This window comes from Microbulbifer pacificus, from assembly GCF_033723955.1.
In the GTDB taxonomy this organism is placed as follows: domain Bacteria; phylum Pseudomonadota; class Gammaproteobacteria; order Pseudomonadales; family Cellvibrionaceae; genus Microbulbifer; species Microbulbifer pacificus.
The window spans coordinates 364,884-390,474 of the sequence record NZ_CP137555.1; the positions used below are offsets into that span (position 1 = coordinate 364,884).

A 25,591-nucleotide genomic window follows, 5' to 3' on the forward strand; every position below is an offset into this window, starting at 1 on the left:
CCCGAACAGACGTTTCCATGCTCCAGCTCTGCCCCTGCTGCTCCGGCAAACCCTTTGCCCAGTGTTGCAACCTCTATCTCTCCGGCCAGGCCTACCCCAACACCGCGGAAGCACTGATGCGCAGCCGCTTCTCCGCCTACGCGACCGGCAACCTGCCCTACCTGCGCAAAAGCTGGCATCCAGACACCTGCCCTGAGCTGGACGCAGACGACCTCACCACCCAGTGGAGCCGGCTGGAAGTCATCAAAAGCAAACAGGGGCTGAAAAAATCCATCGTCGAGTTCAAGGCCTGGTACCGCGAAGGCGACGGCGAGTCCGCACTGCACGAGATCTCGCTGTTCAAGCTGTACAAGAAACGCTGGGTATATGTGGGGCCACTCAGTGACTGGCCCTGACACCATAAATTCCCCGGAGTCACCGGAGCTGATCTTTGAGGACGAGCACCTCATCGCGGCCTACAAGCCCGAGGGCTGGCTGGTGCATCGCTCGGACATCGATCGCCACGAAACCCGCATCCTGCTCCAGTACCTGCGGGACCTGACCGGTTGCCACCTCTTTCCGGTACACCGGCTGGACAAACCCACCTCCGGTGTCATCGTCTTTGCCAAAAGCAGTGAAGTGGCCGCCGCATTACAGGCACAGCTGGACAGCGAAACCTCCACCAAACAGTACCTCGCCGTGTGCCGCGGTTACTGTCCGGAACAGGGCGTCATTGATCACCCGCTGCCTCCGGTGGCGGACTTCAAGCACCAGCGCAAGCGCCCCAAGAGCGAACTGCCCCGCCAGGACGCCATTACCCGTTTCCGCCGCCTGGCAACGGTGGAACTGCCGTTCGAGGTCGACCGCTATCCATGTAGTCGCTACTCCCTGGTGGAAGTGGAGCTCATCACCGGCCGTCGCCACCAGATACGTCGGCATTTCAAGCACATCCACCACCCGCTGATCGGCTGCCCCAAATACGGCAAGTCCAGTCACAACCGTTTCTTCGCGGAACAGCTGCAGTGTGCGAGACTACTGCTTCACGCCTACCGGCTGCGAATACAGCACCCGGTCACCACCGCACCGCTCGATCTGCGGGCCAATCCCCGGGGCTGCTTCCACACGCTGATGCAAGAATTCGGATGGTCGCTGCCCGATTAGGCAACGCCCGAACAGAACAAGTCCCATTCCATCGACACTCCATAACCATCAGCCAGACATATGGCACAGCAACGGAATCGTTACGGCATGACAGTCACCAGATCCGCCCAGCACAACCCATCCCACTGCGGGAAAACCGCCGGCAAGCGGTTGCGTGCGGCGGTATTCCTTGCGCTCAACGCACTTGCACTCTCCACAAGCGCCACCACCACCGACAAAGAGGCCGGGCTTACCGCGCCACTGCCGCCGCTGCTGCCGTGGAAAGGCCAGTCGGAATCCCTCATCGTCACCCAGGGGGAATGGGTAACGCCGGCGGAGGCTGCGAATTTCTCCACCACCCCGGATTACGAAACCACCCGCGGCTTCGCCAAGAAGCTGGCCGCTGCCAGTAAAGACATTCAGGTGCAGGACATCGGCAATGCTGCCAGTGGCCGCGCCATTCAGCTGATCACCCTCAGCGCCGACGGCAGCGACCCGCGGTCAAACGGCAAGCCGACGCTGCTGGCCCAGGCCGGCATTCACTCCGGCGAAATCGACGGCAAGGACGCGAGCTTTATGCTGCTGCGCGACTACGTGACCGGAAACGCGGAACTGCACGCACTGATTCAGAAGGTCAACCTGCTGGTCATCCCCATCCTGAACGTGGACGGCCACGAACGTGCAGGTCTCTATTCCCGTATGAACCAGCGCGGCCCAAGCAATGCCGGCTGGCGCACCAACGGCAACAACTTCAACCTGAACCGCGACTACGCCAAACTGGATACGCCGGAACTGCGCGCGGTGATGGACGTCATCAACGACTATCAGCCGGAACTGTACCTGGACATCCACGTCACCGATGGCGAGGACTACCAGTACGACATCACCTACGGCTACAACGGTGAATTCGCCAGTGACTCCCCCGCCACCGCGCGCTGGCTTGCACAGCAGTTCCAGGGCGACGTGGATGCCGCACTGAGCACTGCCGGACATATCCCGGGACCACTGGTATTCGGCATCAACAGCGGCGAGTTTGCCGATGGCGTCAGCCACTGGACCGCGAGCCCGCGCTTCTCCAACGGCCTCGGCGACCTGCGTCATACCCCTACGGTACTGATCGAAAACCACTCCCTGAAACCGTTCCGCCAGCGGGTACTCGGCACCTACGTATTTATCAAGGCCGCGCTGAACACTCTCGCGGAAAAAGGCGAGACTCTCACCGCTGCCATCGGCAGCGACCAGAAGCGTCGCCCGCAGACCCAGGTGCTCGCATGGCGCGCCAGTGAAACCCCGGACCTCAATGTCTATGCCGAAAAGCCGTTCAAGGGTATGGCCTACGAGAAAAAGATGAATCCCATTAGTGGCCGGGAAGAAGTGGTGTGGCTTGGCAAAGCCAAGGACTACCTGAACCTGCCGGTTTACCGCGACGATGTGAAAGCCATCGAAGTGAGAATTCCGAAAGCCTTCTATATCCCGCGTCACGAGGACCTGGTGATTTCCCGGCTCAAGTCACACGGCATTGAGATCAGCGAATCAGGCAATAACACCGCCCCGCTGACCCAGTTCACCGTGCAGGCCCACGAGTTTTCCAAAGCGCCGCTCGAAGGACACTTCCGAGTCGAGGGGCAGTTCACTGAAAAACCCATCGAGGCGCAGCTGGGCAACTACGTGAAGGTCAGCACCGATCAGCCCCTCGGACAACTGGCCACCACCCTGCTCGACCCGCGCGGCCCGGACTCGTTTTTCCAGTGGGGGTTTTTCAATCAGATTTTCCAGCGCACGGAATACGCAGAACCCTATGCGCTGGTACCACTTGCGGAAAAGGTGCTGGCCTTCGATTCGAAACTGAAGGAAGAGTTTGAAAAGCGGCTGCAGGACAAGGCCTTTGCCGATGACCCGGCGGCACGCATGAATTTCTTTTACCTGCGCAGCCCATATTATGACCAGCAGTATTTGAAGTACCCCGTGTTGCTGGAGTATTGATTAAGTTGCTGGAGTACTGATTTATCCACGCCTGCGGAGGCGCTCGCGCAACCGCAGGCAAAATTATCGGAAATCAATTCGATGGCCGATAATTATTCGGGCCTCGGCGATTCCCCTGAAAAAATTTCGAAATCGCTTGACTCATTCCGGAACAATCTCTATTGTTCGCGACCTCGACGCACTCGTAGCTCAGCTGGATAGAGTACTCGGCTACGAACCGAGCGGTCGGAGGTTCGAATCCTCCCGAGTGCGCCATACAAAAAAGAAAGGCCCGATCCGCAAGGATCGGGCCTTTCTTTTTTGTATGGCAAATTCGGGCGGTGGACAAACCTCCCGGTTCGATCAACTCGCAACGCGAGTTGATACCGAGCGCAGCGAGCCCGCAGGGTCAAAAAACACCAACGTGTTTTTTGAGTCCATCCTCCTCCTTGCCACCCCACATAAACTCTATTCGCATTTCACCTAACACCAACACCCACTTAATCCGCCACCACCGGCGACAAATACTGCTCATCACTTACTTTCTCCAGCCACTCAACCACCGAGCCATCCAAGGCCTCCTGAACCGCAATATGACTCATCCCGGTTGCGTCAGTAGCACCGTGCCAATGCTTTTTCCCACAATTACAGAAGACCACATCACCCGCCCGAATCTCCTTTTTCGGTCCACCCCAGCACTGGGTCCACCCAACCCCGGCCGTGACAATTAAATGCTGCCCCAATGGATGCGTATGCCACGCCGACCTGGCACCCGGCTCGAATGTCACCAACGCCGCCGAGGTGCGAGCCGGCTCCGTGGGATTGAACAGGGGATCGATGCGAACACGGCCGGTAAACCACTCGTCGGGCCCTTCCATCGAAGGCCGAGAACCGACCCGATAAATTTGCATATCCATCGTTAATCCTCTGCGTTCAATAAAATCCTCGCGAGCAAGCCTTTCAGGCAACCCAGTTCGTCTGGCTGCGCAATCTCTCTATATCCCGTTTGGGAGGCGCGCCAAATAGACGGCTGTATTCACGACTGAATTGCGAGGGACTCTCGTACCCAACCTGAAAAGCCGCACTTGCCGCATCCAGGTGCTCATTCAACATCAGGCGCTTTGCCTCATTCAATCGCAGCCACTTCTGATATTGCAGCGGACTCATGGACGTGAGCTGGCGAAAATGGTGGTGAAACGTCGGCGAGCTCATCTGTACGAGGGCAGCCAACTCCTCCACCCTAAGTGATGAAGCAAAATGCAATTTCAGCCAATCGATCGCTTTTGCCACCCGGTAGCCGTGACTGTCCACCGAGGCTATCTGTCGCACCAGTGCCGCCTGATCACTCAAGAGTAGTCGAAAATGAATTTCACGCTCGATCAATGGCGCGAGCACATCGATCGCCTGCGGCTCTTCCATCAGCTTCAGCAGACGATGAAACGGCTCGAGAATTTCGGCGGTCACCGTGCCCAGACCAATGCTACTGGTAGCGGTCCGCATTTGCGGTGCCGGCACGTTACCTTGCGCAACCAGCTCCGCCAGCATGCGCAAATCGAGTTTCAGGGCAAAGCCCAGACACGGCTTGTCCGGGCTCGCGGAGATGACCTGGGAAGTCGCGGGAAGATCCAGCGACGTGATCAGAAAGTGCGACGTATCGTAGGGGTATTCCTCGCTGCCAATTGCGATCTTTTTCTCGCCCTGAACTAGCAGCACCACGCTGGGCTCAATCAAGCAGAAGTCCGGTTGCGAGGGCGCATCACGCCGGAAGAAATTGAGGTTGGGGATAGGCGTTGCAAAGTCAGATTCCTCTGTCACCCATTGCGAGATTACGCGCACCATCGACCGGTAGAGCGTATTGATATCCGCACCTTGCGCGCCTTTTTTGTGGTCTCGATTTGCCATTTTTGCCTCAGCCCTCCTCACGGTTTCCACTTTACTCCGCCCCCTTTCCCGCCACCACCATTCCTCACAAGACTCATAGGATTAGGCAAGAAAACAAGATCAATGCCCTACTGACTCTCGGCCCCACTCATGAAAATAGGCACCCAAGCACATTGCTATCCATGTCAAACCGAAACCGGAGGGTGAAATGATGACAGAGAATATCCAGGGCAAAGTCGTAGTAATCACCGGCGCCAGCAGTGGCCTGGGCGAGGCCACCGCAAGGCTGCTTGCGCTACAAGGCGCAAAACTGGTTCTGGGCGCCCGCCGCCTCGACCGTCTGCAGTCACTGGCCAGAGAACTCAATCTTGCAGACCAGGCAGTCGTGCAGACCGATGTCACTGACAGACATCAGGTACAGCAATTGGTGGATCGCGCCGTGGATTTACATGGCCGTGTCGACGTGATGCTCAACAATGCGGGGGTAATGCCCAGCGCCATGCTGGAACGCCTGCATGTGGACGAATGGGATCGCATGATCGACGTCAACATCAAGGGAGTTATGTACGGCATTGCCGCCGCACTCCCGGTAATGCAAAAGCAGAAAAGTGGCCAATTTATCAATGTGGCATCCGTAGCCGGTCACAAGGTCGGCCCAGGCGGCACCGTGTATGCAGCCACGAAGCATGCAGTGCGCGTGATCTCCGAGGGGCTGCGACAAGAAGTGAAACCCTACAACATCCGTACCACGATCGTTTCCCCCGGCGCAGTGGCGACAGAATTAACCGACACCATTACCGATCCAGATGTGGCCGCAGGGATGCGCCAGGTGTATGAGCAGGCAATCTCCGCTGACTCTTTCGCCCGCGTGGTTTCCTTTGCAATGAGCCAGCCGGAGGATGTAGACATTAACGAAGTACTCTTCCGTCCAACCAGCCAGGCATATTAAGTCGTCGCTGACGGGATAACTGGCCAACTGGGCACTGGCGACTGAGCATCCTGCAGAGGCCCAGTTGATTTAGCAGCCGCCGTTTAGCTGGCCGGAAAAAATAGCGGGTGCGATCCCAGCTTGCATGCATGGGAAAAGCACCCTGCTAATCCCGGTACTTTCGACCGAAAAACAGCACCCCGAGCAGCTTGATATAAGTCAAAAACCGGCACCTATATCAAAAATATTTGATATTCAAAGCTTCTTCTCTGGGATAAGGTTTCCGTAAATAACATAAACACAAAGCGGGAGCCGTTATGAGCAAAGCATATAATGAGATGTCCTACGTTGAGGTCGCCGCGATCTACAACGACATTAATAACATCCCCCTGGATGCAGCAGAAGCGCTGGGTAATGCCACAGCCGAACTCATCGGCAAAGGTGCCCGCATCATGGATTTTGGTGGTGGTGCCGGGCGTATTTCCGTCCCGATTGCCGCGCACACCGACATGATCGCGATGGATATTGAGCACCACATGCTCAAGGCGTCCAAAAAATTGGCCGAGGATAGAAATATTTCCGCACGCCAGGCCGTCGGCACGGTTCTCCAGACCCCGTTCGCAACCAACACCTTTGATGCGGTAATCACCACCAACGTTCTTCACCAGATCGAATTCTGGAGAGACGCGCTTAGAGAAGCCGCCCGCGTGCTCAAGCCGGAAGGCCTGTTCATCATCGGCCGCGATGTGCTGGACGAAGAATCCAACGCGAGTGCACTGCGCTCCCAATCTCGTATGTTTACCGTGGATATCGCCCCAGAAATGCAACCCACCGATGCGGCTGGCCCGTCCCTGTTCCAGGAAATCCAGAAGCTGGGTGGACAGATGACCCGCCCGGTGGTTGCCTGTACCTGGATAGAAAAAGTCTCCATTGCCGAAATTCTGGATCGCATGGAAAACGGCGTACACAACGAGACCTGGAGCCTGAAAAAGGAGCAGATTGCTGCATTGATGGCCAAGGTACGTCCCTGGGCAGAATCGCACTTTGACGACATCCATACAGTTGAAGACGTTAAGTGGGAATTCCACCTCTACCCGATCGCCGGTATTGGTAAATAATAGATCTGGCGGGGGCCAAAGGCCCCCGTATGCGTTAGCAAAAGATTCTAATAAAAATAACCATCCCGAGAGCACTTTATGGACAAGTTCCTGCTGATCTTACGGGCATTTCAGTTGACATTGCCGCGAGCGGCAGCCGGCTGGCTGTTTGCGTTACTGACCAGTAATTTCAACCGCATCGCGATCTACGAACTCGGCATTGCCGCGGTCGTGATCACCAGCCTGCTCGGCCTCTACCACTTCCTCTCACCGTTTCAGGTGATCTACGGTCGCATTGCTGACCGGGTACCGATATTTGGCCTGCACCGTGCACCCTATGTATTGATCGGGATGGTCATTTCCGCGGTCGCGGTGGCAGCGCTGCCGTATATCGTGGTTCCCATGTCACAGAACCCGCACGAGTTGTTTGGGCTGGGTATTCCCTACATTACCTACGCCGCCGCATTCCTGGTACTGATTGTGTTTGGGATCGGGTTTGCCATGGCGGGCGCCAATCACCTGGCACTGGTTGCGGAGGTGATTCCCGAGCGCAGTCGCGGCCTGGTCACGGCCCTGATCTGGACCATGCTGATCATTGGCATGATCGTGTCGCTGCAGTTCATCCGCACCTATATGCCGGATTACGACGAACAAACCATGCGTTCGCTATACCTGCTGTCGATCCCGGTAGTGGCAATTACCACGCTGCTCGGCGTGATCGGTGTCGACAAGCCGCGTACACAGAATCACCAGGTAACGGGCGGCGGCAAACTGGAAGTGGACGAGCACGGCAGCCTGAAAGAGTTCGCCGCAGATGTCGTCCGTAACCCAACGGTGCGCAACTTTTTCCTGTTTATCTTTCTGTTCATGTTCGGCTACAGCCTGCAAGACAACATCCTGGAAGTCTTCGGGGCAGAGGTCCTGCAAATGACAGTGGGCGAGACCGGACGCTTCCAGCAGATATGGGGCAGCGGTGCAATTGTCGGGATGTTCCTGATGGGCGCGCTGGTATTTCGCGGCGGCATTTCCAAGATCAACGCCATCACGTTCGGTATCAGCGGCATTGGACTTTCCATGTTCGCGCTTGCCGTCGGCGCATACCTGGCGGCGGCACCGGTGGTCAATTGCTCGCTGGTCGCCATGGGCTTTTTCAACGGATTCGCATTGGTGGGCACCCTCACCAGCATGATGGAGTTCACCACGGATAAGGAACGCGGAGCCTATATCGGCCTGTGGGGGCTGGCGATCGCGTTCGCGAACGGCCTCGCGTCGATCGCCGGAGGGCAACTGGTGACATCGCTGATTGAAAGCGGCCTGCTGTCCGCCGCCAATGGTTTTGCGATCATTTTCTTCATCGAGGGACTCGTCAGCCTCTACAGCCTGTACTTCCTGTGGAAGATCAATCTCGAAGGCTTCCGTCAGCGTATCAGCAAAGACGGCCTCAGCAGCGCCATGGCCGCGGATATGGGCTAAGGCAAGTCAATTTATTCAAATGGTGAATTGAAATGAAAGTAAGTGAAGGTCAGGCAAAATTACAGTTTACCCTGCAGAAAATCGCCATCGCCTGGAGCTTCTGCATGGTGGTGACCAGCTTCAACCGCATTGCCATCATCGAAATGGGCCTGCCCGCCGCGATAATTTCGCTGCTGATCGGGGTCTACACACTGTTCGGACCGATCCAGCCAATTATTGGCCGCATGTGTGAGCGCTGGCCAATTTTCGGCTATCGCCGCACCCCCTACATGTTGCTCGGAACCTTGCTCGGCAGCTGTGCATTTCCGCTGATGCCCGGTGTACTCGTCGACATGCAGGCTGGTAGCGGTCTCGCCTATGTTTACTGCCTGCTGCTGTTCTGCGCCTTTGGTATTTGTATTGCCATGCAGGCGAACGTATTTCTCGACCTGCTGAATGAGGTCACCACCAAGGAGAGCCGCTCCAGGGTTGTGACCCTTACCTGGACTGTGCAGGCGCTGGCCATGGCCGGCTGGGCCTGGGTATTTGGTGCCTTAATGCCGGTATACAGTCTGGAAGCCATGCAGGATCTCTACAACCTGACACCGCTGGTCATGATCAGCATCACGATCCTCGGCCTGATAAAACTCGAGACTCGACTCAGCCCGGAACAGCTTGAAGCGATAAAAACCAATCCGCCAAAGCCGGTAAAACTGCTGGAGCCGATGAAAGAATCCATGGCCGTACTGGCCTACAACCGCCAGGCGCTGCTGTTCTTTGTCTTCATCATCTTTTCCCTGCTGTCGGTGTTCCTGCAGGACATGCTGCAGGAACTGTGGGCGGATGATCTTTTCGGCCTGCCCGCCGGTGAAGCCACCATCTACCAGCGGTTCTACAACGGCATCCAGACCCTCGGCATGGCGGCCTGTGGCATCTTTGTCGGTGTTACCGCCAAGAAGCGCTTGCAAGCCAAAAAGGCTGCAGGTCTTTCCGTCGACAACGAGAAAACCCTGCCAATGGAGTTTGGCAAACGACTGATGGCGATCGGCGCTTCGCTGTCCATTCTCGGCTTTGTGCTGCTCGCCTGGGCTGCCTGGCTGCAAAACCTGACACTGTTCAACATCTTCTACTGCTACAGCGCCTTTGCCCTCGGCCTACTGGTGTTCCCATCCATCAGTTTCATGGCGGACATGACCGTAGAAGGCCAGGAGAGCCGCTATCTCGGGCTGTGGAGCCTGGCACAAGTCATTGGGCTGTTTCTTTCATTCACCGCCAGCGGGTCCCTCTACTCGCTGCTGGTGGAGAGTGAAGTTCTGACCGCGAACCTGGCGTTTGCACTCATTTTTGTCCTGCAGGCACTGATGGTGATCTTCAGTTTCCTGGTGGTGCGCAATGTCACCATAGAGGGCCTGCAGGCCGCCGCGGAGTTTGAACCAGATACCCAGGTTGCCGCCCAGGCGTAACCACGATCAAAGCAATATCCAAACGGGAGAAATACCATGAACACAAAAAATTACATCGATATCCTCCGCTGCCCGCACTGTACCCGTGAAGACAAGGGTGTATTGGCCGAGGTGAAGAGCGAGTGGCTCGGCTGCAGCGATTGCGGCCGCCAGTACCCGATCGTGGAAGGCATCCCGGTGATGCTTCCGGAGGAAGGCGACAAATGGCTTGGAGTGGCCACCGATGACCTGCCGAAGATTGAGGAGCACGATCGCTTCGTCAGTGCGGCCAGCTGATCCTTAATTAATAGATAGCCGAACTATGTACGCCCTGCCTTCCTGTTCGCCACAGCGCTTGCAGACGGTGCCGGGCGCAGTACTCTCAATTACAGAATAATGACCGCACAACGGTCAGGCTTGAGCGAGGCATTCACATATGTGGAAAACAGACCTGTTTCCGACACAGCTGGTGGGCAGCTACGTCAAACCCCGATGGCTGGCTGACCATGAAAAGGTTTACCAGAAGGAAGGTACCTGGTGGAAAGTGGAGCGGGAGCTGCTGCCTGCAGCGATCGACGACGCCGCGCGCCTTGCAATCTACGAACAGAATATCGCCGGCATGACGTTCGCTACCGATGGTGAAGTACGCCGGCAGACATTCAGCGGGCACTTCTACGGTCTGCAAGGTATAGATCAGGAAAATCCGGCGGAGTTTACCAACTTCCACAACGACATTACCGAATACCTGAAAATGAAGCAGAAGGCGACCAACGTGGGTGCAGATCTGCAAAAAGACAGCGCCCACAAGGTTACCCACAAGGTTATGTTCCCCGCAGTGCGGGAAAAAATCCGCTGGCCGGGCCCGATGGTGGTGAGCGACATCCCCTTCCTGAAACGCTACGCGGCAAACCGCAGCAAAATAACCGTAATAGGCCCGGTAACCCTGTCTTACCGGCTGGTGGATACCGGTATTTATCCGGACCAGGCATCGCTCTGTTTCGCCATCGCCGATGCACTGAATCAGGAACTGAAAGCGCTGGCCGCGGCAGGTGTCGATCTGATCCAGATTGACGAGCCGGAGGTACACTTCCGCTACAGCCAGTGTCAGGATTTCGCGGTGGAAGCTATTAACCGCATGGTAAAAGATGTGGACTGCCTGACCTCGGTACACGTTTGTTACGGCTATTCCAAGAATATCGCGCTGAAAGAACCCAGCCCGATTTACCCGAAAGCGGTATCCCTGATCGCAGAATCCGATATCGACGCGATTCACACGGAGTACGCCCAGCCCGGTCACACCCCAGACTTCCTGCAGTCCGTCGGCAACAAACTGGTTGCCATCGGCGTGCTGAACCTGGATCCGCAAGGGGAAGTCGAGGAAATTGAAGCCATCCGCAAGCTGGTGATTGACGCGATGCAGGTTGTACCCAAGGAACGCATCAGTCTTGCGCCGGATTGTGGCATGTGGTTCCTGGAGCGAGATTTTGCCTTCCGTAAAATCAAGTCCATGTGTCTCGCCGCAGATTCACTGAGAAACCAGTTCGGCTAAACAGGAGGTACTCGTGCACGTTTATGATCCTTTAAAGGCCCAGATCCGGTGGTTGCAGTTACACCTCAACCCTGCGGTACCGCTCAGTCCCAGCCAGATTCAGGTGCACGTTTATCGCGACCAGGTGGATACTGCTGCACTCGACAGGCTCAACGCCTGTTTCCAGCAGCAGCTTCCCCTGCCCGCGCACACACCGGAAAGCTATACCGCGTTTATCCTGTGCAAGCCGTTTCTCGCTGAAGACAGGCTGGACGTACACGCCCTTGAATGCCTCGGCGACGATGGCAAACCAAACGGCGAGCTGTGGGTGAAACTTAAATCGGGTGCAGCCCTCGCGGTCGCGTTCGGTGTACCCGGCGGCGAGCAGGAGCTGCCGCTACAGGCGTTGCAGCAGTATCTTCTCGGTGAAATCACATTGCCGGGACTGGAAGCTCGCACGTTGCAGGACGGCCCCTCGTGGCTGTGCACTGCTCTGGAAACCAGCGGCGATGCCTGGCAGCTTCCAGTGCTGGAAACGCCACTGGATGTCCCTGAACGCTTTGCCGGCCACTGCTACATGAAACTGGTAACAAAGCACCATCCCGCTTGTCGGAAACCCACACTGGCGACGGAAGAAAACAATCAATGAGCAAATATCATATCTACGGCCTGGGCGCCGCCCTGGTAGATACGGAAATCGAAGTCTCCGATCAGGACCTTAAATTACTGCAGGTAGACAAAGGCCTGATGACGCTGGCAGATAGCGCGCGCCAGCAGCAGCTGCTGTCGCAGCTTGAGGGCCACATGGTGGCCGCCAAGCGTGCCAGCGGCGGCTCCGCGGCAAATACCATCATTGCTGCCAGTTATTTTGGAGCCAATACCTTCTATAGCTGCAAGGTGGCTGCCGACGAGAACGGTGACTTTTACCTCAACGATCTCGAAAAAGCCGGTGTCGAATACCATCGGTCACTGACTCGGCAGACCGGGGACACCGGCAAATGCCTGGTCATGATTACCCCGGATGCCGAACGCAGCATGGTTACCTATCTCGGTATCAGTGAAACGCTGTCGACGGCGGAACTCCACGTAGAAGCAATTGCAGAGGCCGACTATCTCTATCTGGAAGGATACCTGGTGACCTCGCCAACGGGTCGTGCAGCCGCCATTGAAGCTGCGCGGATTGCCCGAGCCAACAATACCCTGGTGGCCATCAGCCTGTCCGATCCGGGTATGGTGCAGTTCTTCCGCGACGGCTTGCTGGAAATGATTGGCGAGCGCGTCGACCTGCTATTCTGCAATCGGGACGAAGCCATCGGCTTTACCGGAGCACAAACGATCGAGGAAGCCGCCGAGCGGCTCAAGCAAAATGCACGTTGTTTCGCCATCACTCTCGGCGCTGAGGGCGCGCTCGTATTCGATGGCAATGATACGGTCAGGGTGCCATCCTCAGCGGTCAAAGCGGTAGATACTAACGGCGCTGGTGATATGTTCGCTGGCGCTTTCCTGTATGCCATTACCCAGGGGCACGATTTCGAGCAGGCCGCGCAACTCGCCAACCTGGCCGCAGGAAAAGTGGTTTCCCAGTTCGGACCGCGACTCAGGGCAGAACAGCACCAGGAAATATTGAGCGCGCCTGCACCTGCCTGATCAGCCCGCCTGATCATTACTTTCCGAAAAATATTAAGGGGGCCTAGCGCCCCCTTTTTATTCAAGCTTCCGCAGCGGAAATAAAAATGCCCGCCGAAGCGGGCAATATCACACTCTACATCTCGGACAACTCGTTAGAACCGATATCCGACATTCAGGCTGGTCATGCGACCCATGCGATTGATGATCGCGGGGATCTGCTCCTGGGTCCAGATATAAGGGCGATAAGCACTGGTCGGGGTGTCATCGTCCAGCAGGTTCTTGACGGTGAGCTTGGTGTACCAGTTATCACCCTCAACACCTGCCACCAGATTTGTATCCCAGTGGTCATCAATCCACAGGGTATTGACGGTATTGAGATAGCGCTTGTCTTTCCACACTGAACTCAGGTCGGTATAGAACTCCGCACCGTTCCACAGGTCCTGGCTATAGCGGAAACCGGCACTAAAGGTATTGCGGTAATTATTCACCATTTCCTTGCCGGAAAGGTCACCGTCCGATACCTGCGGCCCGTTGCTTGGGACCAGACAACTTTTGCTGCCTACTGCAGTGCGGTCGTATACATCAACACAGTAAGAATAACCGGTCGAATCCAGGCCCATCGCCTCGTAATCCACGAAACCAAACGTTGCGCTCTGTGAGCCTTTGACCACTTCGGCATCGTTGAAGGTATACGCGGAGTGGAAGGCCCAGCTGTCACTGATCTGGAATGCGGTCTCAACTTCCACACCACGGATTTCCACCTCACCCAGGTTGGTTACGATCGCAGCCGGAATTGTGTTGCCAGTGGAGTACTGGGAGAACTGGCGGATCTGCTGGTCATCCCAATTGATCTGGTACAGGGCGATATTCATGTAACCGCGACCATCAAGAACAGTACGCTTGGCACCTAGCTCGTAGGTCACGTTTTTTTCCGGTTCGTAGGTGATCTCTGATTCCAGTGGCGTGCCGCCGTTGATACCACCAGACTTGGAACCTTCGGCAATATTCAGGTAGAAAGTGGTGTATTCATCGTAAATATAGGTAGCAATCAAGCGAGGAGACACCCAGTCCCAGCTTCCTTCTTGTGACCCCTGGGCGCCGGTAAAATGCAGCACATTGTCGGCAACCTTGTCTTCCTTGGTATAGCGCGCCTCCACACCCACATTCAGCTTGTCGGTCACGTCATAGGCCAGTGCAGCGAATGCCGAGTACATTTCAGTGGAATGATTTGTCTGGGTAATCTTCTGCGGATTACCGTTTTCATCCACTGCCAGGAGAGAGGCAGCAATCGATGCACTGTTGACGGCATCGCCGTATGGACTGCCGCTGGCTGCCAGCGCGCTGGATGTCAGCCACTGATCCAGGTCGGTTTCGGAATACAGCAAGCCCGCGCTCCACTGCAAGGCAGCAGAGTCATTGGACTGGATACGGAATTCCTGACTAATTACCTGGCGGTCATCGTTGGGCTGGCCACCATAGTTGTAGGCATTCACATTAAGCAGGTAGGCGGTTGTGCCCCCCAGAGAAAAATCACCGACATAGTTGGGCATATCTTCGGTCGCGGTGACAGGGCCTGACCCGGTATCGACCGCAATAACCGGTGCAAACACAATGGTGGGTGACATATAGGCGTTTGCATAACCGAGCAGGGAGCGGGTCTCTGTATCGGATGCGGCAGTAATGGAAGTGAGGGTCACATTGCCCACATCCCAGTTGACACGCATGCTGTATAGATCGGATTTATTGGTTACACCGAACGGGTTACCGGCAAAGCCATCGGGATCCGCCGCCTTGGCCTCACCGTAGTAGGCGGTGGGCGAACCGGTTAACAGCGCAATCGCCTCGGGCGTGAGGGTATTGGTGTCCGTATGGTACTCGCCAGCTATTGGCACAAACGGCCCAAACGGACCAGTTACGCCATCCGGACCAAACGGCCACAAAAATGGCGGATGTGTGGGGTCGGTTATCTCACCAAACGGTATCTCGGCGTTTCTCTCGATCTCGTAACCGGCATTGTGATGCTCCTGCATATCGACATGCGCGGCAGAGAAATCAAACTCGAGAGTGTCTGTAGGGTTGAACAGTACACGCAGACGCTGGGCTTCGTTGTCGATCGCACCCAGATATTCGTCGTTGTACTTGAAGGTGGAACCGGACTCGGAGTTAACAACATCCAGGCTAAATGCCAGCATGTCTCCTATTGGAGCCGCCACCCGGCCACTGATTCCGGCCTGCCCCTCGGCACCACCGGTAACCTCGAACTTGCCCTCAAATTCTTCACCGGGCTTTGCGGTGATGTAGTTCATGGCACCGGAGAAGGCATTGCGGCCATAAATCGCCGACTGCGGCCCGCGGACCACTTCGATACGCTCAAGCCCCATCATTGGCAAAAAGGTAGAGGCACGGCCCGAAACATATACGCCGTCGACAAACATTGCCACGTTGGTGTCGTCACCGATCAGGCCCGGCTGGCTCATGCCGCGGATACTGATGGCGCCGGTAGCGATGGTGCCTGAAGAATCGTAAACCAGGCCCGGGGAGCTACGCACCACATCCCGAAGATCCTGCATGGCGGACCGTTCGATATCCTTGGCCGAGAATGCGTTGATCGCGACCGGAATCTCCTGCAGGCTTTCCGTCCGGTTACGCGCCGTTACCGTTACCTCTTCCAGCACCGGCTGCCCTCGTGTGGACGCGCCGGCCTGGCTTACACTGTCATCAGGGGCTGCAATAGCTGTTGATGCGAGACTACCTGCCACGACCGCGATATAGAGCGGCTGCCGCTTGAACTTGGACATCTATCCCTCCAGGGCTCAATTTTGCTTTTATTAACGCCTGAGTGGTCTGCAACAACATTAAGGGCAAATGCATGGATAGGAAAGATCCAATTTCCCTTTGCCGACGTAACCCGTAGTTGGCTTTTTTAACATCACCGTCACAGTAGCAAGAGGCAAATGACCTATCAATATATCTTTTAAAGTGAACATACAGGAAAATTGAGAAAAATCAATTTTTGGCTGTGCGTCGAATTGATTTCCAACTGACCAATTTTTGCACTGCACAATAAGCTGGCACCTTTTCCCTGATATCAGCCTTTTCGCACTGAATCTGGGCTCATTCACTACACGAAGTAGGACATGCGAAAAACCGGCCCGCAAAAACAAGAAAACCCCTACCGTGCTTGGCACAGAGGGGTGTCTGTTATCGTAAAGGCGCCGGACTAAGGCTTAATACTTGTAGCTTTCCTGCTTGTAGGGGCCATCTACGCTTACGTGGATGTACTCAGCCTGGGCCGGCGTCAAACGGGTTATCACACCGCCAAAACCTTCGACCATATCTTTCGCCACTTCCTCATCCAGCTTCTTCGGCAGGACCTTCACGTAGAGCCGGCCGGGCTTTGCCACTGGCGGTAGATCGGCAAACTTGCGCTCCCACAAATACATTTGGGCCAGCACCTGATTGGCGAAAGAACCATCCATGATGCGCGAGGGGTGCCCTGTGGCATTACCCAGGTTGACCAGGCGTCCTTCCGACAGCAGGATCAAGTGGTCATTTTTTGCGCGATTCCGATACACCTTGTGCACCTGTGGCTTGATCTCCTCCCACTGGTAGTGTTCACGCATAAACGCCGTATCGATCTCGTTGTCAAAATGGCCGATGTTGCACACCACCGCGCCGTTTTTCAGGCTCTGCAGCATGGCTGCATCACAGACATTTATATTGCCTGTGGTGGTGACAAGCAGGTCCGTTGTGCCCAACAGCACCTTGTCGATATCAGCAAGCTCTCCGGTATTGATCCCGCCCTTGTAGGCCGAAACCACTTCGAAACCGTCCATACAGGCCTGCATGGCACAGATAGGATCGATTTCCGTGACCTTGACGATCATGCCTTCCTGACGTAGCGACGCCGCGGAACCCTTGCCTACATCCCCGTAGCCAATGACTAGCGCTTTCTTACCGGACAGAAGATGATCCGTACCGCGCTTGATGGCATCACTGAGAGAGTGCCGGCAGCCGTACTTGTTATCGTTCTTCGACTTGGTCACCGCGTCGTTCACATTGATGGCCGGTACTTTCAACTCGCCCTTTTCCAGCATTTCCAGCAAGCGGTGAACACCGGTCGTGGTTTCCTCACTGATGCCGTGAATCTTGTCGAGCAGCGCCGGGTATTTTTCATGGCAGAGCTGGGTCAGATCGCCGCCGTCATCCAGGATCATATTTGCATCCCACGGGGTCTCTCCGTCCTTTTCCGCGAGGATCGTCTGCTCAATACACCACCAGAATTCGGTTTCTGTCTCGCCCTTCCAGGCAAACACCGGAATACCCGCAGCGGCGATGGCGGCGGCGGCATGATCCTGCGTGGAAAAAATATTGCACGATGACCAGCGCACTTCTGCACCCAATGCCACCAGTGTCTCGATCAGCACCGCGGTCTGGATGGTCATGTGGATGCACCCCATGATCTTCGCACCGGCAAGAGGCTGGGACTCCTGGTATTTTCGGCGCAGCGCCATCAGTGCCGGCATTTCACCTTCGGCAATGGCGATTTCCTTGCGTCCCCAGTCCGCCAGCGCGATGTCCGCAACCTTGTAGTCGTTGAAATTACTCATATTCATATCCATTTGCGCGCAATTCGCGATGCTCGATGCAATGCCCGAGTATCGCTCTCTGCGCCGGTTATTCGTCAGTTCGCTTGGTCCAGGTAACGCCCGACACTCTCAGTGCCGGGCCATCCATTCAAATACCGAGAGCTTGCTTCAGGGCGTCAACCTTGTCGGTTTTCTCCCAGGTAAACGCGGTGAAGGTTGCGTGCTTCTCTTCCCCACCCTCTTTCCAGGTGTAGGTGTGCTCGAAAGGCTCGCGGCCAAAGTGACCGTAAGAGGCCGTGAGCTGGTACATGGGATGCTGGAGATTGAGCACACGGGTAATCGCGTAGGGACGCAGGTCGAAGACTTCGCGAATCGCCTGGATCAATTGCTTGTCGCTCACCTTTCCAGTACCAAACGTATTCACGGAAACCGAAGTGGGTTCTGCCACGCCGATGGCATAGGAAACCTGAACCTCACAGCGGTCGGCGAGCCCCGCCGCCACCACGTTCTTCGCCACATAGCGCCCGGCGTAAGCGGCGGAGCGATCCACCTTGGAGGGATCCTTGCCCGAAAAAGCGCCGCCGCCGTGCCGCGCCATACCACCGTAGGTATCTACGATGATCTTGCGGCCGGTGACACCGGCATCCCCTACCGGGCCACCAATGACAAAGTTGCCGGTGGGATTGATGTGGTAGCGGGTGTCTTTATGCAGGAGATCGGCTGGCAACACTTCGAGGATGATGTTCTCCATCACCGCCGCTTTCAGGTCTTCCTGGGAAATATCCGGCGCGTGCTGGGTAGAGAGCACGACGGCATCGATCGCTTCCGGTTTGCCATCTTCACCGTAACGGAAGGTCACCTGACTTTTCGCATCCGGGCGCAGCCACGGCAGTATATTTTTCTTGCGCAGGTACGCCTGCCGCTCAACCAGGCGGTGCGCGTAGTAAATCGGCGCCGGCATCAGGGTTGGTGTTTCGTTGGTGGCGTAGCCGAACATCAGTCCCTGGTCGCCAGCGCCCTGGTCTTCCGGCTTAGCGCGATCAACACCCTGGTTGATATCCACCGATTGCTTGCCAATCGCATTCAGAACGGCGCAGGTGGAACCGTCATAGCCCACTTCGGAGCTGTTGTATCCAATGTTGGTAATGACGTCGCGTACCACGTCTTCCAGGTCCACATAACAACTGGTAGTGACCTCACCAGCCAACATTGCAAGCCCGGTTTTGACGACAGTTTCGACGGCCACACGGGCGTGAGGATCGCGCGCAATGATCGCATCCAATACGGCATCGGAAATCTGATCGGCCATTTTGTCCGGGTGACCTTCGGAAACGGATTCCGAAGTAAAAACGGTATATTCAGACATGGGGGGGGTTTTCCTTTTTATTGACTCATTCAAGGGCGTGAGAAACACCTCCTCACGACTCCATGTACCCAGTCTACCCACAAGAACCTGCATCAAAATATTTTGATATAGATGTTTTTTGATATTTCGCAAAATCGTGTGGAAACGAAATTTCGCCTACTGTGAATACATAAGAAAATTGCGCTATCAATAAAAACAACGGGATACCGCATGGACATTATGGTCGCGCTCTATACGCTAATTGCTTACAAGGCAGTACTGCTGCTGATTGGCTTCTGGTCCCAACAACGAACCAAGAACACCACCGATTATTTTCTCGGTGGCCGCAACCTGGGCCCAATCGTGGCGGCCATCAGCTACGGCGCCAGCAGCGCTTCTGCCTGGACGCTCCTGGGAATGAGCGGTGCGGCTTTTGTATTGGGTATTTCCGCAATCTGGATTGTGGCGGGAGCCATTGCCGGTTGCGCCACAGCCTGGTTGTGGATTGCACCCCGGCTTATGCGGCATACCCGCGCCAGGGATCAAATCACGCTTACCGCGTTTCTCGCCGATGACCCGGCGCCCGCAAACCACGATGCAAACCGCAAGATCAAATTGCTTGCCTCCATCGTGATTCTGCTGTCGTTTGTGTTCTATATCGCCGCGCAATTTCAGGGCGCCGCCACCACCTTTTCCACCGCCTTCGCCAGACCATTGATCGAAAGCCTGATTCTCGGTGCCGCCGTTATCACCATTTACACCTTCCTGGGGGGCTTTTGGGCCGCGAGCATCACGGACACATTGCAGGGTGGGCTTATGCTGGTGGCAGCGATACTGCTACCGGTAGTGGCGTTTCACCATATCGGTGGCTGGGAGGAAATTCGACAAGCCGGCGTTTTCACCCCGCAATCACTGTCGCTCAGCGGAGCAAATACCGGGCTCGCTGCACTCGGCTTCGCGCTTGGCAATCTTGCCATCGGCATCGGCACACTGGGGCAACCGCACCTGCTCAATCGCTTTATGGCATTGAGAAACGAGCGTGCGCTCAAGCAGGCACAAATATTATCCATCGGCTGGTTATCTATTATATTTTTCAGCATGTATAGCCTGGGACTGATGGGCAGGATACTTGTACCAGATCTGCAGGACCCGGAATCGCTGTTTTTTCAATTAGCGACCCAGCTATTGCCTCCGTTTGGGGCCGCGGTTCTGCTGGCGGCAGTGCTGTCAGCCATTATGTCGACGGCCGATAGCATGCTGCTGGTGGTGGCCTCAACCATTTCCTATGACCTGAAACTGCAGCGCCTGATGCCGCATAGGGAACTGCTGTTATCCCGCCTGTCCATGCTGGGCGTATCGATTCTGGCAGTATTGATCGCACTGTACCTGCCCGCCACCATCTTCGAACGCGTATTGTTTGCATGGATCGCGATTGGATCTGCCTTTGCGCCGACCATACTGGCGCGGCTCGCGAGTGCGGAACTGTCACCGGCGGCGGTATTGCGCTCCATCGCGACCGGTTTTGTACTCGCCGTAATACTGTCACTGTTGCCGAACACCACTGGCGACTGGGCCGAACGCCTGATCCCGTTCAGCACAGCGTTACTGGTACTGTTTCTCCCCTCGCTGAAAATGGCAGCGTCTACAAGGTCCAAGCAAAAGGCAGCAACAAGGACCGTCAATTAACCACACTACCGGCATATCACTGTGCTTCCCAATTGATCGGAATAAAAAGGTCAGGGGCATAAAAAAAGCCGCGCTTATGCGCGGCTTTTGCTGTAGATATACAACCTCCCTTATTTACGCTTTATTTACGCTTTCAGGCCGGCTCCGCTGCCGATGAGTCTTCAGCCTGGGTCGCCGCGCTGCGACGGGTCGGGGGTACCAACGGCACCGTATCCAATGCCCACTTGAAATGCGGATTGGTACGACGTGACGGCGAGGGAATGGTGAACACCTTTTCGCCCTCAAACGGCTTCATCGCCTTGGTGTCGATTTTCCAGCCTTTCTCTTCGATATGCTTGCGGCGAATCATTCGCCAGGCACTCATGAACTTGTCCTGCTCAACGGATACTTCGTGTTCGAGGGACTCGGGCAGGTAGTTGGGTGACAGCTCCGCCACGATATCGCCATCTTCGCCAAATACCTTGCGCGTGCGTTTTTTCGCCCCGTTGTCGAACATTGGCCATTTGAAGAAATTGCGCACCTGCACCGCAAACGAGCGCGTGGTAGTTTCATCAACCGGCGTATTGGCATCGAATATGATCATTTCCATCCAGGAATTGACCTTGATGTGCAGGCGCACGCAATGCCCCGGAAGATAAAATGCCGGGCTCACATAAGTGGCCGCCTTGTCGGCACGGAACAGTTTCATCAGACCGAAATTGCCTTCCAGCTGCGGCGGGTAAAGCACGTTGTCGGATGACCCCCAGTATTCGCCGCGATCCACTTTGAGGATTTCATTCTTGTCGGCCATTTCCTGGTAGCCGAAACCGGGGTGCACAAAGGATGTATGCGCAATGTCGATACCGTTCTCGACCACGCGATCCACGGAACCGGTCCAGCTGTACTCGACATCCACCGCACGCCAGTTGGCCTTGTCCTCATACTCCGGGAATTCCGGGATGGGATAGCGTTCCTCTTCGGGCAGGTCACCGAGGAACACCCAGATCATGCCGTAGCGCTCCTCCGTGGGGTAGGCGTCGATGCGCGCACGCTCGGGAATGGGTGCACCCTCCCCACGCGAAGGAATGAACTGCACCTTGCCTTCAGCATCGAATTCCCAGCCGTGGTAGGGGCAGGCCACGCAATCGCGCTTGGTGGTAAAGCCCTTGGACAGTGAACCACCGCGGTGAATACACACATCACTCAGGCAGTTGACCTTACCACTCTTGTCACGAAACAGGACAAAGTTCTGCCCCAGCAGTTTGGCCCTTACGGGTTTGTCTTTAACCGCTTTGGACCACTCAGCCACATACCAAAGGTTCGTCAGCATGATTACCACCTCAGTGTGTTATTGATCTGCCTGTGTACGCGCCTTCGCGCCAGTGAGATCACTCGTTTTATATTTATGTGTAATTTTTTCCGTCAGATTGCCTGCGCCAAAGGCAACAGACTCTGATTGTGCTCGCCCAGTTTCGGCAGCTGGGTGTTCACGCTGGCGGGCTCGTGCAGGAATTTGATCGGTACCCCCAGATGACGGTTGCCTTCGCCGTCTTCAAATACCATCTGCCGCTGCCACAGGTGCTCCTCCGCCAATGCCTCGTGCAACAGGCGAACAGGTGACCAGCAGACATCGAGGCCGTCAAACCACAGGCTCCATTCCGCCAGGGTACGCGTGGAAAATTCCCGCTGCAGAAACTCGATCGCCTCTTGCTGCTCGCCGGGGGAACGCTCGCAGATTTCTGCCAGCTCCGGTTTTCCCAGTTTTTGGAACAGGTTTTCCGCGAATTTGAGTTCACTTCCGCCCAGGGTCAGATGGCGACCGTCTGCCGTGCGATAGATTCGGTACATGGCATTGCCGCCCCAGGAGCGCTCCTGTTTGACGACCGGCGAGCGATTCTCCGCAAACACCGGGCCAAGGGCATTGGGCAACCAGGCCACCAGGCTGTCCTGCATGGAAATATCCAGATAGTCCCCTCGCCCGGTATCTTTCCGTCGCAGCAGCGCCATGAGTATGCCGGAAAGCGCCATCAGTGACGCCGTCATATCCGCCACCGGCATCGCGGGGGAACAGGGTTCGCCATCGGCACCCTCATTGAGGAAAACTGTTCCGGAATCAGCCTGGATACTGAGATCGTGCGCCGGCTTCTGGCTCTTGGTTCCAGTCTGGCCAAACGCGGAAATGGAGCAGTAGACGAGACTGGGATTGCGCGCACTGAGGGTGGCGTAGTCCAGACCCAGGCGGGCCACTGCGCCTGGACGGAAGCCCTCGACAAACACATCGGCGCTGTCAATCAGCGCCAGCAATTGCGCTTTTTGCGCCTCGTCCTTGAGATTGAGGCACAAACTTTTCTTGCCCCGGTGGGTGTTGCGAAACCACACCGATTCGCCATTTTTACGCAGCCCGATATGACGCGTCGGCTCACCAGAGGGCGGCTCCACCTTGATCACTTCGGCCCCGTGATCCGCCATCATCATGGTCAGGTGCGGCCCCGGCAAAAAGAGCGAAAGGTCGACAACACGTATGCCTTGCAGCTTCATTGGGCGATTTGCCTCCGGTCAGCACAGTGGTACGCCCAGCTCAGATAACCTGCCCGTTTTTCCAGACTGCAATTTCTTCAGCGGAATAACCGAGCCCGAGCAGCAGGTTCTCGCTGTCTGCACCAAGTGCGGAACAGCCGGTTCCTGAGGGCCTGTTTCCGTCAAATTTTAACGGGCTTGCCAGTACTCTGAATTGACTATTGTCAACATGGGGCAGCGACTGCAGCATGCCGGTCTGGGCCAGCCAGGGATTGTCCATGGCCTGGGCAAAACTGTTTACCGGCGCCAGCGGCAGACGACCCGCAAAAACTCTCATCCAGTGGGCGTTCTGCGCGCGCATGAATTCGCCATCGAGAATTTCTGTGAGAATCTCCCGATGCTTACGGCGCGCCGCCACCGTGGCAAAGCGCTCGTCAGCCAACAGATCTGCGCGGTCCAGTCCCTCCACCAGGATCTGCCAGAATTTTTCCGTCATCGCCATGACAAACACCCAACCATCGGCACTGCGGTAGATCTGGCAGGGTACGGTCGACGGGTGGCCGGAGCGCGGCACGCGCGCGGTTTCATGGCCGCGATTGAGATACCAGGTAGCGGGATAGGTCAGCTGGGTGGCCGCCACATCAAACAGGTTTACATCCACATCGCGCCCGGCGCCGCCGCGCAAAACACCGACCAGTGCACCGAGCATCCCCATGGCGAGGATTACTCCGCTCATGAAGTCCACCATCGACAGCCCGAAGCGCGCAGGTGGTGTTCCCGGCTCCCCGGTCAGGTCCATAAAGCCCGCCTCTGCCTGCATCAGGTAGTCGTAACCGGGCCAGCCCGCGCGATCGTTGTCGCGACCATAGGCAGAGAGATGACCGCAGATAATTTCCCGCTTTACCGCACCGAGGCTGTCGTAATCCAGCCCCAGTTTTGCCGGCTGGTCACCGCGCAGGTTGTTCATCACGATATCGGCGCTCTGCACCAGGCGTTCGAAAATCTTCCGCCCTTCCGCACTCTTCAGATCCAGCGTTAAGCTCTTCTTGTTGCGATTGAAGGTCTGGAAAAAATCGCTGTCGTTATCCCCCAGAAAATAGGGTCCGGACTGGCGGGCGACGTCGCCGCCGGTGGTGGGGTTTTCGATCTTGATGACCTCGGCCCCCATGTCCGCCAGCTGCATGGAGCCGAAGGGACCGGCTCCATACTGCTCCACGGCAATGACGCGGATGCCCGCCAGTGGCTTCGTCTGCATTACAGCGCCGCCTCGCGCGCCGCCAACTGCTTGGCGATGATGATACGCTGCATTTCGTTGGTGCCCTCGCCCACACACATCAGCATGGCATCGCGGTAGTAGCGCTCGATCTCATACTCGGTGGAAAAACCGTAGCCGCCGAAGATACGCATGGCTTCCTGGGCACAGAAGACGCCGGCCTCACTGGCAAAATACTTGGCCATACCCGCTTCCATGTCACAGCGCTGGCCGCTGTCGTACATGCGCGCCGCCTGTTCCACCAGCAGCTTTGCTGCCTCGACCTTCGCCGCCATTTCACCCAGCTTCAGCTGGATGGCCTGGTGCTGGATGATCGGTTTGCCAAAGGTTTCCCGCTCGGTGGCATAGCGCACCGCCAGCTTCAGCGCACCCTGGGCGATACCGGCACCGCGCGCGGCCACGTTGATACGGCCGAGTTCCAGACCACCCACCGCCATATGGAAACCGCGCCCCTCTTCACCGCCGACCAGATCCTCAACGGACACGCGAAAATCCTCGAACACCACTTCCGCGGTATCGATGGCGCGGTAGCAGGTCTTCTTGATTTTGTTGACGGTAATCCCCGGCAGCAGATTTCCAGCATCGTCCTTAGTGCGAATGGCAAACAGCGACATACCGCGATGGCGGGGCTCCGCATTGGGATCGGTTTTCACCAGCAGGCCCAGGCAGTTGCCGTTCATGGCGTTGGTGATCCACATCTTGCTGCCGTTGATCACGTATTCGTCACCATCGCGTCTGGCCACACAGCGGATTGCCTGCAGGTCCGAACCGGCATTGGGCTCCGTCAGCGCGATACCGCCGCGCAGGGTGCCTTCGGCCATCAGAGGCAGGAAGCGCTGCTTCTGCTCTTCGGTACCAAAGCGCTCGATGGCGGCGGCCATGATCAGGTGGGAATTGAAAATGCCGCCGGGTGCCATCCACACCGCGGAAATTTTCTGCACGATACGCGCATAGGTGGCGGCGGACAGCGCCAGGCCCCCGTAGTTTTCACCGATGGTGGCACCGAACAGTCCCAGGGATTTCATGGTTTCCACCAGCTCGTGTGGATACTCATCGGCGAGATCTTTTTCCCGCGCAATCGGTGCAACTTCGTTGGCCACGAAGCGGTCTATGGTATCGAGAATCGCGGCCTCATCTTCTGCGGTCCAGCTCATTGCTGCCTCC

Annotated in this window: 21 protein-coding genes and 1 tRNA gene; 13 read left to right on the top strand and 9 right to left on the bottom strand. The window is 56.5% G+C overall.

Annotated features, from left to right (window positions below):
* The first annotated feature begins 17 nt into the window (after window positions 1–17).
* From R5R33_RS01520 to R5R33_RS01535, 4 genes are all read left to right on the top strand, one after another.
* Window positions 18–395: a YchJ family protein gene (locus R5R33_RS01520; RefSeq protein WP_318954320.1), complete on the top strand. Its 378-nt coding sequence runs from the start codon at window positions 18–20 to the stop codon at window positions 393–395.
* The gene (locus R5R33_RS01525) at window positions 382–1,140 is read left to right on the top strand and encodes a pseudouridine synthase (RefSeq protein WP_318954321.1); all 759 of its coding nucleotides are present in this window, start codon (window positions 382–384) and stop codon (window positions 1,138–1,140) included. The genes R5R33_RS01520 and R5R33_RS01525 overlap by 14 nt, the downstream gene beginning before the upstream one ends.
* Window positions 1,141–1,227: 87 nt before the next feature.
* Entirely contained in the window at window positions 1,228–3,102 is a 1,875-nt protein-coding gene (locus R5R33_RS01530) for a M14 family metallopeptidase (RefSeq protein ID WP_318954322.1), read from the top strand.
* A gap of 178 nt (window positions 3,103–3,280) precedes the next feature.
* A tRNA-Arg gene (locus R5R33_RS01535) sits at window positions 3,281–3,357 on the top strand.
* Between the two features lie 224 nt (window positions 3,358–3,581).
* On the opposite strand, the gene R5R33_RS01540 is transcribed toward R5R33_RS01535, so the two are convergent.
* Together R5R33_RS01540 and R5R33_RS01545 are read right to left on the bottom strand one after the other, a co-directional pair.
* Window positions 3,582–3,998: a (R)-mandelonitrile lyase gene (locus R5R33_RS01540; RefSeq protein WP_318954323.1), complete on the bottom strand. Its 417-nt coding sequence runs from the start codon at window positions 3,996–3,998 to the stop codon at window positions 3,582–3,584.
* A 43-nt stretch (window positions 3,999–4,041) separates the two neighbouring features.
* Entirely contained in the window at window positions 4,042–4,983 is a 942-nt protein-coding gene (locus tag R5R33_RS01545; protein WP_318954324.1) for an AraC family transcriptional regulator, read from the bottom strand.
* Window positions 4,984–5,170: 187 nt separating this feature from the next.
* On the opposite strand from R5R33_RS01545, the gene R5R33_RS01550 reads away from it, so the two are divergent.
* The 8 genes from R5R33_RS01550 to R5R33_RS01585 all read left to right on the top strand — a co-directional run bounded on the left by R5R33_RS01550 (window position 5,171) and on the right by R5R33_RS01585 (window position 13,056).
* Entirely contained in the window at window positions 5,171–5,911 is a 741-nt protein-coding gene (locus tag R5R33_RS01550) for an SDR family oxidoreductase (protein WP_449843688.1), read from the top strand.
* A 296-nt stretch (window positions 5,912–6,207) separates the two neighbouring features.
* Window positions 6,208–7,008: a class I SAM-dependent methyltransferase gene (locus R5R33_RS01555; RefSeq protein WP_318954325.1), complete on the top strand. Its 801-nt coding sequence runs from the start codon at window positions 6,208–6,210 to the stop codon at window positions 7,006–7,008.
* Between the two features lie 78 nt (window positions 7,009–7,086).
* Window positions 7,087–8,460 (top strand): BCD family MFS transporter, encoded by a 1,374-nt coding sequence (locus R5R33_RS01560; protein WP_318954326.1) that lies wholly within the window; start codon window positions 7,087–7,089, stop codon window positions 8,458–8,460.
* 32 nt (window positions 8,461–8,492) lie between these two features.
* Window positions 8,493–9,902 (top strand): BCD family MFS transporter, encoded by a 1,410-nt coding sequence (locus R5R33_RS01565; protein ID WP_318954327.1) that lies wholly within the window; start codon window positions 8,493–8,495, stop codon window positions 9,900–9,902.
* 36 nt (window positions 9,903–9,938) lie between these two features.
* Window positions 9,939–10,178, top strand: coding sequence for a Trm112 family protein (locus R5R33_RS01570; RefSeq protein ID WP_318954328.1), 240 nt, complete (start codon window positions 9,939–9,941; stop codon window positions 10,176–10,178).
* A gap of 139 nt (window positions 10,179–10,317) precedes the next feature.
* Window positions 10,318–11,430: a cobalamin-independent methionine synthase II family protein gene (locus R5R33_RS01575; RefSeq protein ID WP_318954329.1), complete on the top strand. Its 1,113-nt coding sequence runs from the start codon at window positions 10,318–10,320 to the stop codon at window positions 11,428–11,430.
* 13 nt (window positions 11,431–11,443) lie between these two features.
* Window positions 11,444–12,058 carry a hypothetical protein gene (locus tag R5R33_RS01580; protein ID WP_318954330.1) on the top strand — a complete coding sequence of 205 codons (615 nt, stop codon included), beginning with the start codon at window positions 11,444–11,446 and terminating at the stop codon, window positions 12,056–12,058.
* A complete protein-coding gene (locus R5R33_RS01585; protein WP_318954331.1) occupies window positions 12,055–13,056 on the top strand; it encodes an adenosine kinase in 1,002 nt (333 codons plus the stop codon). The genes R5R33_RS01580 and R5R33_RS01585 overlap by 4 nt, the downstream gene beginning before the upstream one ends.
* A gap of 134 nt (window positions 13,057–13,190) precedes the next feature.
* Here the strand turns inward: R5R33_RS01585 and R5R33_RS01590 are convergent, their stop codons facing one another.
* From R5R33_RS01590 to metK, 3 genes are all read right to left on the bottom strand, one after another.
* A complete protein-coding gene (locus R5R33_RS01590) occupies window positions 13,191–15,836 on the bottom strand; it encodes a TonB-dependent receptor (protein ID WP_318954332.1) in 2,646 nt (881 codons plus the stop codon).
* Between the two features lie 429 nt (window positions 15,837–16,265).
* Window positions 16,266–17,648, bottom strand: coding sequence for an adenosylhomocysteinase (gene ahcY, locus R5R33_RS01595; protein ID WP_318954333.1), 1,383 nt, complete (start codon window positions 17,646–17,648; stop codon window positions 16,266–16,268).
* Window positions 17,649–17,775: 127 nt separating this feature from the next.
* The gene (gene metK / locus R5R33_RS01600) at window positions 17,776–18,993 is read right to left on the bottom strand and encodes a methionine adenosyltransferase (RefSeq protein ID WP_318954334.1); all 1,218 of its coding nucleotides are present in this window, start codon (window positions 18,991–18,993) and stop codon (window positions 17,776–17,778) included.
* A 210-nt stretch (window positions 18,994–19,203) separates the two neighbouring features.
* Between metK and R5R33_RS01605 the strand changes: the two genes are divergently transcribed.
* Entirely contained in the window at window positions 19,204–20,658 is a 1,455-nt protein-coding gene (locus R5R33_RS01605) for a sodium/proline symporter (protein WP_318954335.1), read from the top strand.
* Window positions 20,659–20,791: 133 nt separating this feature from the next.
* On the opposite strand, the gene R5R33_RS01610 is transcribed toward R5R33_RS01605, so the two are convergent.
* The 4 genes from R5R33_RS01610 to R5R33_RS01625 form a co-directional block, all read right to left on the bottom strand.
* Entirely contained in the window at window positions 20,792–21,967 is a 1,176-nt protein-coding gene (locus R5R33_RS01610; RefSeq protein WP_318954336.1) for an aromatic ring-hydroxylating dioxygenase subunit alpha, read from the bottom strand.
* Between the two features lie 92 nt (window positions 21,968–22,059).
* On the bottom strand, window positions 22,060–23,175 hold the full coding sequence (locus tag R5R33_RS01615) for a CaiB/BaiF CoA transferase family protein (protein WP_318954337.1): 1,116 nt from the start codon (window positions 23,173–23,175) through the stop codon (window positions 22,060–22,062).
* 40 nt (window positions 23,176–23,215) lie between these two features.
* Complete coding sequence (locus R5R33_RS01620; RefSeq protein WP_318954338.1) at window positions 23,216–24,409, bottom strand: CaiB/BaiF CoA transferase family protein; 1,194 nt, start codon at window positions 24,407–24,409, stop codon at window positions 23,216–23,218.
* The gene (locus R5R33_RS01625) at window positions 24,409–25,581 is read right to left on the bottom strand and encodes an acyl-CoA dehydrogenase family protein (RefSeq protein WP_318954339.1); all 1,173 of its coding nucleotides are present in this window, start codon (window positions 25,579–25,581) and stop codon (window positions 24,409–24,411) included. The genes R5R33_RS01620 and R5R33_RS01625 overlap by 1 nt, the downstream gene beginning before the upstream one ends.
* Window positions 25,582–25,591: the final 10 nt, after the last annotated feature.

Excerpts from the sequence above, each read along its gene's own strand:
- R5R33_RS01520 (WP_318954320.1), top strand. The coding sequence starts at position 18 with ATGCTCCAGCTCTGCCCCTGCTGCTCCGGCAAACCCTTTGCCCAGTGT.
- R5R33_RS01530 (WP_318954322.1), top strand. The coding sequence starts at position 1,228 with ATGACAGTCACCAGATCCGCCCAGCACAACCCATCCCACTGCGGGAAA.
- R5R33_RS01540 (WP_318954323.1), bottom strand. The coding sequence starts at position 3,998 with ATGGATATGCAAATTTATCGGGTCGGTTCTCGGCCTTCGATGGAAGGG.
- R5R33_RS01545 (WP_318954324.1), bottom strand. The coding sequence starts at position 4,983 with ATGGCAAATCGAGACCACAAAAAAGGCGCGCAAGGTGCGGATATCAAT.
- R5R33_RS01550 (WP_449843688.1), top strand. The coding sequence starts at position 5,171 with ATGATGACAGAGAATATCCAGGGCAAAGTCGTAGTAATCACCGGCGCC.
- R5R33_RS01555 (WP_318954325.1), top strand. The coding sequence starts at position 6,208 with ATGAGCAAAGCATATAATGAGATGTCCTACGTTGAGGTCGCCGCGATC.
- R5R33_RS01560 (WP_318954326.1), top strand. The coding sequence starts at position 7,087 with ATGGACAAGTTCCTGCTGATCTTACGGGCATTTCAGTTGACATTGCCG.
- R5R33_RS01565 (WP_318954327.1), top strand. The coding sequence starts at position 8,493 with ATGAAAGTAAGTGAAGGTCAGGCAAAATTACAGTTTACCCTGCAGAAA.
- R5R33_RS01570 (WP_318954328.1), top strand. The coding sequence starts at position 9,939 with ATGAACACAAAAAATTACATCGATATCCTCCGCTGCCCGCACTGTACC.
- R5R33_RS01575 (WP_318954329.1), top strand. The coding sequence starts at position 10,318 with ATGTGGAAAACAGACCTGTTTCCGACACAGCTGGTGGGCAGCTACGTC.
- R5R33_RS01585 (WP_318954331.1), top strand. The coding sequence starts at position 12,055 with ATGAGCAAATATCATATCTACGGCCTGGGCGCCGCCCTGGTAGATACG.
- R5R33_RS01590 (WP_318954332.1), bottom strand. The coding sequence starts at position 15,836 with ATGTCCAAGTTCAAGCGGCAGCCGCTCTATATCGCGGTCGTGGCAGGT.
- ahcY (WP_318954333.1), bottom strand. The coding sequence starts at position 17,648 with ATGAGTAATTTCAACGACTACAAGGTTGCGGACATCGCGCTGGCGGAC.
- metK (WP_318954334.1), bottom strand. The coding sequence starts at position 18,993 with ATGTCTGAATATACCGTTTTTACTTCGGAATCCGTTTCCGAAGGTCAC.
- R5R33_RS01605 (WP_318954335.1), top strand. The coding sequence starts at position 19,204 with ATGGACATTATGGTCGCGCTCTATACGCTAATTGCTTACAAGGCAGTA.
- R5R33_RS01610 (WP_318954336.1), bottom strand. The coding sequence starts at position 21,967 with ATGCTGACGAACCTTTGGTATGTGGCTGAGTGGTCCAAAGCGGTTAAA.
- R5R33_RS01615 (WP_318954337.1), bottom strand. The coding sequence starts at position 23,175 with ATGAAGCTGCAAGGCATACGTGTTGTCGACCTTTCGCTCTTTTTGCCG.
- R5R33_RS01620 (WP_318954338.1), bottom strand. The coding sequence starts at position 24,409 with ATGCAGACGAAGCCACTGGCGGGCATCCGCGTCATTGCCGTGGAGCAG.
- R5R33_RS01625 (WP_318954339.1), bottom strand. The coding sequence starts at position 25,581 with ATGAGCTGGACCGCAGAAGATGAGGCCGCGATTCTCGATACCATAGAC.